The 12,511-nt window shown below is 63.6% G+C and carries 10 protein-coding genes and 2 riboswitches; of the genes, 3 read left to right on the plus strand and 7 right to left on the minus strand.

Going from position 1 to position 12,511, the window contains the following annotated elements:
- Positions 1-14: 14 nt before the first annotated feature.
- The 4 genes from mgtA to V3C40_RS24075 form a co-directional block, all read right to left on the minus strand.
- Positions 15-2,699: a magnesium-translocating P-type ATPase gene (gene mgtA / locus V3C40_RS24060; RefSeq protein ID WP_331778715.1), complete on the minus strand. Its 2,685-nt coding sequence runs from the start codon at positions 2,697-2,699 to the stop codon at positions 15-17.
- A 379-nt stretch (positions 2,700-3,078) separates the two neighbouring features.
- The gene (locus tag V3C40_RS24065; protein ID WP_070304002.1) at positions 3,079-3,738 is read right to left on the minus strand and encodes an Asp/Glu/hydantoin racemase; all 660 of its coding nucleotides are present in this window, start codon (positions 3,736-3,738) and stop codon (positions 3,079-3,081) included.
- The gene (locus tag V3C40_RS24070) at positions 3,735-4,352 is read right to left on the minus strand and encodes a TetR/AcrR family transcriptional regulator (RefSeq protein WP_331778716.1); all 618 of its coding nucleotides are present in this window, start codon (positions 4,350-4,352) and stop codon (positions 3,735-3,737) included. Before V3C40_RS24070 ends, V3C40_RS24065 begins: the two co-directional genes overlap by 4 nt.
- A gap of 25 nt (positions 4,353-4,377) precedes the next feature.
- Entirely contained in the window at positions 4,378-5,595 is a 1,218-nt protein-coding gene (locus V3C40_RS24075; RefSeq protein ID WP_219328417.1) for a Bcr/CflA family efflux MFS transporter, read from the minus strand.
- Positions 5,596-5,739: 144 nt separating this feature from the next.
- On the opposite strand from V3C40_RS24075, the gene V3C40_RS24080 reads away from it, so the two are divergent.
- Positions 5,740-5,898, plus strand: a complete 159-nt coding sequence (locus tag V3C40_RS24080) for a hypothetical protein (RefSeq protein ID WP_331778717.1) — start codon at positions 5,740-5,742, stop codon at positions 5,896-5,898.
- A 187-nt stretch (positions 5,899-6,085) separates the two neighbouring features.
- Here the strand turns inward: V3C40_RS24080 and gcvP are convergent, their stop codons facing one another.
- From gcvP to gcvT, 3 genes are all read right to left on the minus strand, one after another.
- The gene (gene gcvP, locus V3C40_RS24085) at positions 6,086-8,986 is read right to left on the minus strand and encodes an aminomethyl-transferring glycine dehydrogenase (RefSeq protein WP_331778718.1); all 2,901 of its coding nucleotides are present in this window, start codon (positions 8,984-8,986) and stop codon (positions 6,086-6,088) included.
- A 118-nt stretch (positions 8,987-9,104) separates the two neighbouring features.
- Positions 9,105-9,485 carry a glycine cleavage system protein GcvH gene (gene gcvH / locus V3C40_RS24090; protein WP_034752282.1) on the minus strand — a complete coding sequence of 127 codons (381 nt, stop codon included), beginning with the start codon at positions 9,483-9,485 and terminating at the stop codon, positions 9,105-9,107.
- A gap of 73 nt (positions 9,486-9,558) precedes the next feature.
- The gene (gene gcvT, locus V3C40_RS24095) at positions 9,559-10,680 is read right to left on the minus strand and encodes a glycine cleavage system aminomethyltransferase GcvT (protein WP_331778719.1); all 1,122 of its coding nucleotides are present in this window, start codon (positions 10,678-10,680) and stop codon (positions 9,559-9,561) included.
- A gap of 74 nt (positions 10,681-10,754) precedes the next feature.
- Positions 10,755-10,860, minus strand: a riboswitch (glycine riboswitch).
- A 27-nt stretch (positions 10,861-10,887) separates the two neighbouring features.
- A riboswitch (glycine riboswitch) is annotated at positions 10,888-10,974 on the minus strand.
- A 169-nt stretch (positions 10,975-11,143) separates the two neighbouring features.
- Between gcvT and V3C40_RS24100 the strand changes: the two genes are divergently transcribed.
- A complete protein-coding gene (locus tag V3C40_RS24100; protein WP_034752378.1) occupies positions 11,144-11,716 on the plus strand; it encodes an ATP-dependent Clp protease proteolytic subunit in 573 nt (190 codons plus the stop codon).
- Positions 11,717-11,850: 134 nt separating this feature from the next.
- On the plus strand, positions 11,851-12,486 hold the full coding sequence (locus V3C40_RS24105) for a phosphatase PAP2 family protein (protein WP_235194236.1): 636 nt from the start codon (positions 11,851-11,853) through the stop codon (positions 12,484-12,486).
- Positions 12,487-12,511 lie beyond the last annotated feature (25 nt).

Consider the following 12,511-nt stretch of genomic DNA (forward strand, 5'->3'; position numbering starts at 1 on the left):
AGCGGCTCATCATACTATTGCCAGCCGAATTTGCGCAGATACACGCGCTTCATGAACGTTGTCAGCACCGTGTAGCAGACGAGGATGCCCAGCAGCCATGGGAAATATCCGAGCGGCAAGGCTTGCAGCTTGAAGTAGGTCGCCAGCGGACCCATCGGCAGGAAGACGCCCACGGCCATGATGGCGGTGGTGGCCACCAGCAGGGGCACGGATGCGATGCTGTCGATGAACGGCAGCTTGGGCGTGCGGATCAGGTGCACGATCAAGGTTTGCGTCAGCAGCCCCACGACGAACCAGCCGGACTGGAACAGTGTCTGCTGCTCGGGCGTATTGGCGCCGAACACATGCCACATCAGGATAAACGTGCTGATGTCGAAGATCGAGCTGATGGGTCCGAAGAACACCATGAAGCGGCCGATGTCGCGCGGATTCCAGCTCAGCGGCTGCTGGATCAGCTCGGCATCGACATTGTCGAACGGGATGGCGATCTGCGACACGTCGTACAGCAGGTTTTGCACCAGCAAGTGCAGCGGCAGCATCGGCAGGAACGGTAAAAAGGCGCTGGCCACCAGCACGGAAAACACATTGCCGAAGTTCGAGCTGGCCGTCATGCGGATATATTTGAGCATGTTGCTGAAGGTGCGCCGGCCTTCCAGCACGCCTTCTTCCAGCACCATCAGGCTCTTTTCCAGCAGGATGATGTCGGCCGCTTCCTTGGCGATATCGACGGCCGAATCGACGGAAATGCCGATGTCGGCCGCGCGCAGGGCGGGCGCGTCGTTGATGCCGTCGCCCATGAAGCCGACGATATGGCCATTGCCGCGCAGCGCGCGCACGAGGCGCTCCTTGTGCAGCGGGCTGAGCTTGGCAAACACGGTGTTGTCCTCTGCCGCCTGCGCCAGGGTGGCGTCGTCCATGTCATCGAGCTGCGGGCCTTGCAGCACGCCATGCACGGCCAGGCCCACTTCGCGGCAGATCTTCGCCGTCACGAGGTGGTTGTCGCCCGTCAAGACTTTCACGGTCACGCCGTGTTCGGCCAGCGCGCGCAGGGCGGGTGCCGTCGATTCCTTCGGCGGATCGAGGAAGGCCACGTAGCCGATCAGGGTCAGCGCCGTTTCATCGGCCACGCCATACACGGTTTTATGCGGCGGCACTTCCTTGACGGCCACGGCCACCACGCGCAAGCCTTCCGCATTGAGGCCATGCGTGGTTTCCAGCACCTTGTCCAGCAGGGCAGGATCGAGGGGAATGTTCACGCCGCCCAGGCGCAGATGGCTGCAGGCGGCGAGGATTTCCTCGACGGCGCCCTTGCAGATCAGCTCATGATGATCATTTTTTTCGGAAACGACGACGGACATGCGGCGGCGCACGAAATCGAACGGGATTTCATCGACTTTCACGTAATCGCGGGCCAGCTGCATTTCCGTCTGCAATTCCACATGGTCGAGCACGGCGCGGTCCAGCAGATTTTTCAGGCCGGTCTGGTAGTGGCTGTTCAAATAGGCAAATTGCAGCACTTCATCGGACGGTTGGCCGAACACGTCCGTGTGACGCTCAAGCACGATCTTGTCTTGCGTCAAGGTGCCCGTCTTGTCCGTGCACAGCACATCCATGGCGCCGAAGTTCTGGATCGCATCGAGGCGCTTGACGACGACTTTCTTTTTCGATAGTTTCACGGCGCCCTTGGCCAGGGTGCTGGTGACGATCATGGGCAGCATTTCCGGCGTCAGGCCGACAGCGACAGAGAGGGCAAACAGGAAAGCTTCCATCCAGTCGCCCTTGGTCCAGCCATTGATGAGGAACACGAGCGGCGCCATCACGAGGGCGAAGCGGATCAAGAGCCAGCTGACGCTGTTCACGCCCGCCTCGAACGCCGTCGGCGTGCGCTCGGTGGCCGTCACTCTCGTGGCGATGGTGCCAAAATACGTGCGATTGCCCGTGGCCAGGACCAGCGCCGTGGCGGCGCCCGAAATCACGTTCGTGCCCATGAACAGCAAATTGGCCAGTTCCATGGGATCTTTGCCATGGGCGTCGGCCAGCTCGGCCATCTTTTCCACCGGCAAGGATTCACCGGTCATGGCGGCCTGGCTGACGAACAGGTCTTTTGCGGAAAGCAAACGGCAATCGGCGGGGATCATGTCGCCGGCCGACAGCACGATGATGTCGCCCTGCACCAGTTGGCGGATCGGCAGTTCGATCTGCTGGCCGTTGCGCAGCACGGTGGCCGTATTGCTGACCATGGCTTTCAGGCGCTCGGCGGCGCGGTTCGAGCGGCCTTCCTGCACGAAACGCAGCAAGGTCGACAAAATCACCATGGTGCCGATGACGATGGTCGCCTTCGGATCTTCCGTGAGGTAGGACACGATGGCCAGCACGGTGAGCAGCAGGTTGAATGGATTCTTGTAGCACAGCCACAGGTGCTGGTACCAGGCCAGCGGCTTTTCATGCTCGACCTCGTTCGGGCCCGTTTGCGCGCCGATGACTTGCGCCTCGGCATCGCGCAAGCCTTCGACGCGCGTGTGCAGGCGGTTCAGGGCGCTGTCGAGGTCTTCATGGGCGGCGGCCAGCAGCTGGCGCGCCAGGTGGTCGGGCACGGGGCGGGCCGTGCTGTTTTCCAGCGGCATGGCGCGGCGGCGGAAATGACCGGCCGTATGGCGTTTGCGCAGGAACGATTCGAATAAGCGGGTGAAGAGATTCATGGCTCTTCCTTTCACGGCGAGGTGTTGACGGGCGGCGCAGCCGCAGGCAAGACTTGCGTGCCGCCGACGCAACATGGCGAACCATGACGCAGGCGGGCAATCCGGGTCAGTAGCCGGTCGCGATCGGAAAGAGGGAGGAGGCGCGCAGCCGGACTGGCCGCGCGAGACACCGCACCTTGCTCAGCAAGGCACGGAGGAAAGAGAGTTCCGCGTTGCTTGCTGTTTAGCTGCCGAGGCAATCACCGATACAAGATCGGCTACTGTCACTAGAACAAGTACCCACGTGGGACTCCGTAAATGAATAATGAGGGCATCTTATGGATGGGCTGCAAGAGTGTCAACTGAAGAAATCTTAGGTTTCCAAAGTGTAATGTTGACGTCAAGGTGCCTGCAATTGCGCGAGCGCCCGCGCCACACCGAGCGATGGGCTCGACAGCACCGGCACGCCCAGTTCCTGCAGTGCCTGCGCTGCCGGCGCCATCGACGCTTGCGCCAGCACGATCACGTCGGCCGCCGGCGTGGCTGTCATTATGCAGCCGGTGATGGCGCCGATATACGCCGCGTGATCGCCAGCCTGGAAGTGCGTCCACGCGCCTTCGGCCAGCAGCGACTGCAACTGGATAGGCCTGTCCAGCGCGGCAGCCGATTCCTGCAACAGGCGCGTGGTGGGCGCCAGCGTGCTGGCCAAGGCCGCCACGACCAGGATGCGCGGGCCTGCCAGCACGGCGGTATCGGCCATGGCGCGGTCGATGCGCATGGCGGTGTAGCGTCCGCCGGTCGGCGTGCGTTCGGCGGCGGCTCCGATGGTGGAGCACGTGCAGACCACGACGGCCGCCCCGTTGGCAGCGGCAGCCGCCATGGCGGCGTGGATGCGCCGTTCCAGCGCGGCCTCATCGGCGCCGGCTTGCTGCGCCGCCGCCAGCAACGCTTCATCCACATGGTGTTCGGCGACCATGCCTGGCGCCTGCGTGTCGAGAAGGCGTGCGAAGCTGGCCACATGCACGGGAGACGTGTGCAGGAAGGAAATGAATGATGTCATGAGGAAGGCGTAGCCGTTTGCACCATCGCCAGTGAATCGGACAATATCTGCCACAGGGCTGCATGGCGCTGCTGCAGCGCGGCGCCGCCTGCGTAGATCAGTTCCACGTGCAGGCTGTCGACGATGCCCAGGTAGGCTTGCGCGTACAGGTCGACGCGTTGCGGCGCCAGGGCGGGCGCCATGCGGCCCAGGCTGGCCACGTAATGCTGCTGCAATTGCGCAAGCAGGGCTTCATATCCCGTGCCGACTTCGATGCGCAAGGGCGCGGGCGGTAAATATGCCGTGCGCAGCAAAAAGCGCAGATGGGCCGAGTCGGCGTAGCGCTGCGCCATGCGGTCGCAATACAGGGCGCCGGCCTGCAGGCCGCCGGGCGCCGTCAGCGCCGCTTCATCGGCGAAGCAGCTATCCATGAACGCTTGTTCCTCGGCCAGCGCGTCGGCAAACACGTCGAGGAAGAGGGCGTCCTTGCCGGCGAAGTGCGAATACAGCGAAGCCTTGCGCATGCCCGACTGCGCGGCAATGTCGCTGAGCGACGAGGCGTCGTAGCCGTGTTCGGAAAAATGCACGACGGCGACGGCGCAGATGTTATCGGCCGAGGCCGAGCGTTTCTTCATATGAGGCTAGTGGTTGGGTGAAGCGTCAGTGCGCTCCCAGGCTGCCGGCATGGACCGGATGGATGCGCGCAGTGGCCAGGGTCAGCCATGATACCAGCAGGCCGGCCACGGTCAAGAACAGCAGCCAGGGCAGCGGCCCCCATTCGGACAGGCTGGCCGCCAGCGGCGTGGCCAAGGACGACAAGGTCATCTGGATGGCGCCCAGCAGGGCGGCCGTGGAGCCGAGTGCGCGCTGCTGCGAACCCATGGCCATGGCCATCAGCGCCGCTTCCGCGATGCCGAGGCCAAACAGGGCCACGAACATGCCCGGCACGACGGCGGCGATGCCCGCTCCCGCCCACGCGCCGAGCAGGGCCAGTGCCGCGCCGCCCAGCATGGCCACGCTGCCCGCCAGGCTCAAGCGCGCCACGCCATGCTGTTCCACCATCCGGCCGCTGGCCATGGCGCCCAGCAGCACGGCCACGCCCGTCGCGCCAAAGACGAGGCCGAAACTGCTGGCGGACAGGCCGAAGTCGCGCTGGTACACGAGCGACGCGCCGCCGATATACGCGAACAGGAAAAAGAAAGTGGCGGACAGGGCCAGCGCGGGCAGCAGGAAGGCGCGGTCCAGTGCGATGCGCGCATAGGTACGGTGCATGCCTCGTGGCGAAACGCGGCGGGCACGGGGCAGTGTTTCCGGCAGGAACAGCGCGCTATTGAGCAGGGTCAAGGCGCCCAGCGCGGCCAGGGCCAGCATCACGGCGCGCCAGCCGTAGTGCGCGTCGAGCAAGCCGCCCACGGCGGGCGCCAGCACGGGCGCCAGACCGACAATGGTCATCAACAGGGCAAACAGCTGCGCCGCTTTGACCCCATCGGCCACGTCGCGCACCATGCTCATCACCACGACCAGGGTCAGCGCCGCGCCCAGGCCCTGCAAGGTGCGCGCCAGCAGCAGGGTGCTCAATTGATCCGCCTGCGACGCCCATACGGCCGCCACGATGTAGACGGCGATGCCGGCCAGCAGCGGACGGCGCCGGCCCAGCATGTCGGTGAGCGGCCCGCACAGCAATTGGCCTGCGCCGAGTGCCAGCAGGAAGAAGGTCAGGCTCAGCTGCACATTCGCATACGAGGTGTGCAGCTCGCGCGCCATGGCGGGCATCGAGGCCAGGTACATGTCGATGCCTGCCGGACCAAGCACGGCCACGAGAGCCAGGGAAGCCGCCAGCCCGAGACTGGCGGCGGGGAGAGTGGTTTGCTGCTGCATTGCGATTCCTTTTATCGTCAAAAAACAGGGCATGGACGCCGCCGTGTTTTTTATTGTACACTTACTGCCTACCGGTAGGTAGCTTGTTCAATCAATGAAAAGGATGAGAGCGATGAAGGAAGAGACAATGACGGGAGAGCTGGCATGACGGAAGTGGGAATTTCGCTCAGCGGCGTTGCCGTGGCGCTGCTGTTCGCCGCCTGGAGTTCGCACCGCGCCCGCTGCGAGCGGCGCGATGTCGTGTGTCTGATGATACTTGGCACCGTGCTGGGCTTGCCCGGCGCGGTCTTGCTGGCGTTGTAGGCCGCGTAGGTCGGATTAGCGGAGCGTAATCCGACAACATTGTTGGCGAGGCCGGTGGTGGTGTCGGATTACGCGCTTGCGCGCTAATCCGACCTACGCAGTGATGTTCATGCGAACATGAAAAAAGGCAGGCCGCGTGGCCTGCCTTTCTGTCGCTGACATGCCCGCCTAAGCGGGCGCGTGGCGCTTACTCTTCTTCGTAAGAGCTGATCGGAGCGCAGCCGCAGAACAGATTGCGGTCGCCGTACACGTTGTCGGCGCGGCCGACCGGCGGCCAGTATTTGCGCTGGCGCAGGGACGCGACCGGATAGGCCGCGATTTCACGGCTGTACTTGCGATCCCAACTGTCCGACATCAAGACTTGTGCCGTGTGCGGCGCGTTCCTCAAAGGGTTGTCGTCGTGGTCGAATTCACCGCTGGCGACCTTGGCGATTTCCGCGCGGATGGCGATCATGGCGTCGATGAAGCGGTCGATTTCCACTTTCGATTCGCTTTCCGTCGGCTCGATCATCAGCGTGCCCGGCACGGGGAAGCTCATGGTTGGCGCATGGAAACCGAAGTCCATCAAACGCTTGGCCACGTCTTCGTTGCTGATGCCGGTGGCGTCCGTGATCGGGCGCAGGTCCAGGATGCACTCGTGCGCGACCAGGCCGTCGTGGCCCGAATACAGCACGGGGTAGTGCGGCGCCAGGCGGCGCGCGATATAGTTCGCCGCCAGGATCGCCGTCTCGGTGGCCGCCGTCAAGCCTTCCGCGCCCATCATGGCGATGTACATCCACGAAATCGGCAGGATGCTGGCCGAGCCGAATGGCGCGGCGCTGACGGCGCCGATGCCGGCGGCGTCGCGCTGGTAGCCGCTTGAACGCTGGTTCGGCAGGAATTTCGCCAGGTGGGCGCCCACGCCGATCGGGCCGACGCCTGGTCCGCCACCGCCGTGCGGGATGCAGAAGGTCTTGTGCAGGTTCAGGTGCGACACGTCGCCGCCGAACGAGCCGGGAGCGGCCACGCCGACCAGCGCGTTCATGTTGGCGCCGTCGATGTAGACCTGGCCGCCGTGCGAGTGGATGATTTCGCACAGTTCCTGGATGCCTTCTTCAAACACGCCGTGGGTCGATGGGTAGGTGACCATCACGCAAGCCAGGTTGGCGCTGTGCTTTTCCGCTTTGGCTTTCAGGTCGGCCAGATCCACGTTGCCGTTGGCGTCGCAGCTGGTGACGACGACCTGCATGCCGACCATATTGGCCGATGCCGGGTTGGTGCCGTGCGCCGACGATGGAATCAGACAGATGTTGCGGTGGCCTTCGCCGCGCGATTCGTGATACGCCTTGATCACCAGCAGACCCGCGTATTCGCCCTGCGAGCCGGCGTTCGGCTGCAGCGAGACGGCCGCGTAGCCGGTCAGCGCGCACAGCATCTCTTCCAGCTGCGAGATCATTTCGCGGTAGCCAACCGTTTGTGCATCCGGCGCGAACGGGTGGATGTTCGAGAACTCTGGCCAGGTGACGGGAATCATCTCGCTCGTGGCGTTCAGCTTCATCGTGCACGAGCCGAGCGGGATCATGGTGCGGTCCAGCGCCAGGTCCTTGTCGGCCAGGCTGCGCAGGTAGCGCAGCATTTCGTGTTCCGAGTGGTAGCTGTTGAAGACGGGGTGGGTCAGGTAGGCGCTTTCGCGCGCCAGGTTGGCCGGCAGCGCGCTGGTCACATTTGCTTCAACGGCGTCCAGGTCCGGGGCGGCAGGCGCGTTGGCCAGGCCGTGCGCGAAGACCTTCCACAGCAGCGCGATATCATCGCGCGTGGTGGTTTCGTCGAGCGACACGCCGACATGGGTGTTGTCGATCTTGCGCAGGTTGACGCCGTGGTGCATGGCCGTCGCGTGCAGCTGCGCCGCATCGGCGACATTGATGGTCAGGGTGTCGAAGTAGCTCGCGTTGACGACGCCATAACCGAGCGTCTTCAGGTTGGCCGCCAGCACGCCCGTAAAGCGGTGCACGCGCTGGGCGATCTGCAGCAGGCCGGCAGGGCCGTGGTAGACGGCGTACATCGAGGCCATCACGGCCAGCAGCACTTGCGCCGTGCAGATGTTGGACGTCGCTTTTTCGCGGCGGATATGCTGTTCGCGCGTCTGCAGGGCCAGACGATACGCCTTGTTGCCTTGCGCATCGACGGTCACGCCGACCAGGCGGCCCGACATATTGCGTTTGAATTCATCGCGCGTGGACAGATAGCCCGCGTGCGGGCCGCCGAAACCGAGCGGCACGCCGAAGCGCTGGCTGTTGCCGACGACGACGTCGGCGCCCCATTCGCCCGGTGGCGTGAGCATGGTCAGGGCCAGCAGGTCTGCCGCGACGATGACCATGGCGCCATTCGCATGCAGTTTTTCCACGCCGGCGCGGTAGTCGCGCACGACACCGTTCACGCCAGGGTATTGCAGCAGCACGCCGAAACAGGCGTCGAGCGACTCGATTTCAGCCGGGTCGAACGTACGCACCTCGATGCCGATCGGCTGGGCGCGCGTCTGCACCACTTCCAGGGTTTGCGGCAGCACGTCGTTGGCGACGTACAGCACGTTCGACTTCGACTTACCCACGCGCTGGATCAGGGTCATCGCTTCGGCGGCGGCCGTGCCTTCGTCCAGCATCGAGGCGTTCGAGATGCCCATGCCGGTCAGGTCCGTGATCACTTGCTGGAAGTTCAAAATCGCTTCCAGGCGGCCTTGCGAAATCTCTGGCTGGTAAGGCGTGTACGCCGTGTACCAGGCCGGGTTTTCAAAGATGTTGCGCAACACGACGCCAGGGGTGAACGTGTTGTAGTAGCCCTGGCCGATCAGGGATTTGAGCACCTGGTTCTTGCCGGCGATGGCTTTCAGGCGCGACAGCGCTTCCTGTTCCGGCATCGGCTGCGAGTACGCGCCCAGGGGCAGGGCGCCCTTGTTGCGGATGTTGGCCGGTACCAGGGCGTCGATCAGCGCGGCGCGCGATGGATAGCCGAGGGTCGCCAGCATGGCTTGCTGTTCGGTGGCGGAAGGGCCGATGTGGCGGGCGATGAAGGCATCGCGTGCTTCGAGTTGGGTCAGGCTGGTGCGGGTCATGATATAGAGGCCAAAAAAGACTGAAAAACCGGGATGCGGCGCGCGGGCGCGGCGCCGGGGCATAGCTACAAAATTAAATGCAAACGGGCCGCAAACGCGGCCCGTGAGTCAAACGCGATTACGCGCTGGTGGTAGCGCCATAGGCGGCAGCGTCGAGCAAGCCGTCCAGGGCCGACACGTCGGCTGGCTTGATCTTGAACAGCCAGTTGGCGTAGGCATCGGCGTTGATCGATTCAGGCGCATTGACCACGTCGTCGTTGACGGCCACGACTTCGCCCGACAGCGGCGCATAGATGTCGCTTGCCGCCTTGACCGATTCCACCACGGCGGCGTCGTCGCCGGCGGTGAAGGTGGCGCCGACGTCAGGCAGTTCGACGAAGACGATGTCGCCCAGCGCGTCCTGCGCGTACTCGGTGATGCCGACGGTGATCGTGCCGTCGGCTTCCAGGCGTACCCATTCGTGGGAAGCGGTGTACTTCAGGTCTGCAGGAATGTTCATGTGTGGCTCCAGATGGTAAATGTTCGTTATTGATTATGGTTGTACGGTCTTGCGGGCGGCTCTATAAATACGCTTACGCAGCCAGGATTTTACCGTTACGCACGAAAGGCAGCTTGACTACCGAGGCGGCAAGCTGCTTGCCGCGGATTTCCACGTGCACGGTGTCGCCCACGTTGACGCCGTTGGGCACGCGCGCCAGGGCGATTGCTTCCTGCATGGTCGGGCTGAAGGTGCCGCTCGTGATTTCGCCTGTTTGCTCGTTACCGGCGATGATGACTTTCTGGTGGGCGCGCAGCACGCCGCCTTTTTCACGCAGGATCAGGCCGACGAATTGCGCATTCTGGCCTTTGGCCAGCAGGGCGGCCTTGCCGATGAAGTCACGCTCGCTGACCAGGTCGATGGTCCATGCGAGGCCCGCGTCGAGCGGGTTGACGGTTTCATCCATGTCCTGGCCGTACAGATTCATGCCCGCTTCCAGACGCAGGGTGTCGCGCGCACCGAGGCCGGCCGGCTTGACGCCAGCGGCGATCAATGCATTCCACAGCGCTTCCACCTGGGTCGCGGCCACGCCGATTTCAAAACCGTCTTCGCCCGTGTAGCCGGTGCGCGCCAGCATGACTTCGCCAAATGGCGTGTCCTTGACGATGACGACGTTGAACGGCTTGATGGCTTCGGACGCGGCTTGCGTTTCTGGCAGCACTTGCCACACCTTGGCGCGCGCGTTCGGGCCTTGCACGGCCACCAGGGCCATGGCGTCATTGCCGTCGCGGCGCTGCGTGATCGTCAGGCCGCTGTTGGTGCCGGTATTTTGCTGCTGCATCCAGGCCACGTCTTTTTCAGCCGTGCCCGCGTTGACGACGAGGCGGAACCAGTTTTCATTGAAGAAGTAGACGATCAGGTCATCGATGACGGTACCTTCGGCATTCAACATGCACGAGTACAGGGCCTTGCCCGACACTTGCAGCTTGTCGACGTTATTGGCCAGCAAGCCGCGCAGGAAGGCGCGCACGTTCGGACCTTCGATATCGACCACGCACATATGGGACACGTCGAACATGCCGGCGTCGCCGCGCACGGCGTTGTGTTCTTCGATTTGCGAGCCGTAGTTGACAGGCATGTCCCAGCCGCCGAAATCGACCATGCGGGCGCCGAGGGCACGGTGGGCGTTGTTGAGTGGGGTCGCTTTGAGCGTCATGGATTCCTCGGGACGAAGGTAAAGGGGGAGTTAACAAAACATAGAATAGCCAAACACGGCTTTCCAGCGTGATCACTGACCCCCCTGTCCTTTGTACCTGAGAGATTACGGGGGCTTGCCCCGTGCGCCCCTTCGGTGGGCCGCCGGCAATAGCCGCGGCCGCTCTCCAGAGTTGAGCTAAAGATGTTGCCAAAGCAACAGCTTCAGTTCGCCTGATCGGTCCTTTTGCCTGAGAGTTTTTGGGTAGTGCCCCTTCGGCGGCAACGCTGGGTTGCCCTCTCCCGATCAAGTGGGAGGAATATATGCCAGCAGGGTGTTTCTGTCAATCTGAAAAGACGTTGCCAAATTGCAGCAAAAGCCCCGGTTTGCGGGGCTGGGAGGGGCGCTGGCCCGGTGCAAAAGGGCGCCCGGCCGCGCGGGAATGCGCTATGATGAAATCCTGGCTTTCTTGCGGGTGCCTGCCATGAACACGACACAAAGCGAGACACAAAACAACACCGAGCAGCACGGTTACTTTACTCTCTCGGGCGACGTCAACAGTGACATGGTGCGGCGCGTCTTCAACGCCGTGGCCGACATCACGGAAGACAAGCTCACCACCGCGCACATTTTGATCCAGTCCAACGGCGGCTATGTCAGCGATGGCATCTGTCTGTACAACTTCCTCAGCAAGTTGCCGCTCGACATCATTACCTACAACGCGGGCGCCGTGGCGTCCATCGCCGTCACCCTGTTCCTGGCGGGTCGGCAGCGCCACGCCAGCGACACGGCCCGCTTCATGGTGCACAAGTCGCATGCGACGGCCTCGCCCGGTTCGCGTCCCGATGCGCTCAGCATCATCGTCGAGGGCTTGCGCGCCGACGACATGCGCACCGAGCGCATCCTGCGCGGCCACGTCAACCTGACGCAAGAGCAGTGGCAGGTGCATGCGTACTCCGACCTGCACCTGACGGCCGACCAGGCGCTGGACGTGGGCATGATCGACTCGATCCGCGACTTTGCGCCGCCCAAGGGCAAGCGCCTGACGAATATCTGACGCCCAGGCGGCTGGTCTTGACGAGGAAATTTTGTAATCGAATGTAATTCTTCGCTGCAGCACAGCAAAAGCCGCGCGGAACAGGGCAGAGTCGTGGCATAGTGCAAGCTGATCATGAAATAAGCGCATGCACGATGACTTGGTGGAATGGGATTTCTTTTGCGGCCGACATGTCCGTGATGGGGCCGGCTGGCGTGGCGATTGCCCTGTGGCTGCTCGTGTCGCGCCAGTGGCGTTTGGTGCTCAGCTGGAGCTTGTGGTACGGCGGCGGCCTGGCCCTCGTGGTGCTGTCGAAGCTGGCCTTCATGAGCTGGGGCGTGGGCAGCAGCACGCTCGATTTTACGGGTTTCAGCGGCCACGCCATGCGCGCCGGCGCCGTGTTTCCCGTGCTGATGTATGTGCTGTTGCAGCGGGCCGAGCCGCGCTGGCGCCATGCCGGCGTGCTCGTCGGCGTGGCCTTTGCCGTGCTGGTGGCCATTTCCCGCGTGGTCGTGCATGCGCACAGCGTGTCGGAAGCCGTCAGCGGCTGCGTGCTGGGCCTGGCGGTGGCGCTGGGCTTCATGTGGAATGCCCGCGGCGCCGTCAATTTCGCCGTCAGCCATGCGCTGGCCCTGGCCAGCCTGGCGTTGATGGTGGTGCTGAGCTTCAAGGCCGAACCCATGCCGACCGAACAATGGCTGCAAAAACTGGCCCTGGTGCTGTCCGGCCACGAGCGCGTTTTTTCGCGTGCGGACTGGAAACTGGCGCAGGATGGCCGTCCTGCCCGCTGATCCGCTGCCAACCGGCGCCTGGCGC

It is taken from the genome of Janthinobacterium sp. LS2A (genome assembly GCF_036543145.1).
GTDB classification, from domain to species: domain Bacteria; phylum Pseudomonadota; class Gammaproteobacteria; order Burkholderiales; family Burkholderiaceae_D; genus Janthinobacterium; species Janthinobacterium aestuarii.

Bases quoted from the DNA above. Each gene is read 5' to 3' on its own strand.
- mgtA (WP_331778715.1), bottom strand. From the start codon at position 2,699: ATGAATCTCTTCACCCGCTTATTCGAATCGTTCCTGCGCAAACGCCAT.
- V3C40_RS24065 (WP_070304002.1), bottom strand. From the start codon at position 3,738: ATGACATCATTCATTTCCTTCCTGCACACGTCTCCCGTGCATGTGGCC.
- V3C40_RS24070 (WP_331778716.1), bottom strand. From the start codon at position 4,352: ATGAAGAAACGCTCGGCCTCGGCCGATAACATCTGCGCCGTCGCCGTC.
- V3C40_RS24075 (WP_219328417.1), bottom strand. From the start codon at position 5,595: ATGCAGCAGCAAACCACTCTCCCCGCCGCCAGTCTCGGGCTGGCGGCT.
- V3C40_RS24080 (WP_331778717.1), top strand. From the start codon at position 5,740: ATGACGGAAGTGGGAATTTCGCTCAGCGGCGTTGCCGTGGCGCTGCTG.
- gcvP (WP_331778718.1), bottom strand. From the start codon at position 8,986: ATGACCCGCACCAGCCTGACCCAACTCGAAGCACGCGATGCCTTCATC.
- gcvH (WP_034752282.1), bottom strand. From the start codon at position 9,485: ATGAACATTCCTGCAGACCTGAAGTACACCGCTTCCCACGAATGGGTA.
- gcvT (WP_331778719.1), bottom strand. From the start codon at position 10,680: ATGACGCTCAAAGCGACCCCACTCAACAACGCCCACCGTGCCCTCGGC.
- V3C40_RS24100 (WP_034752378.1), top strand. From the start codon at position 11,144: ATGAACACGACACAAAGCGAGACACAAAACAACACCGAGCAGCACGGT.
- V3C40_RS24105 (WP_235194236.1), top strand. From the start codon at position 11,851: ATGACTTGGTGGAATGGGATTTCTTTTGCGGCCGACATGTCCGTGATG.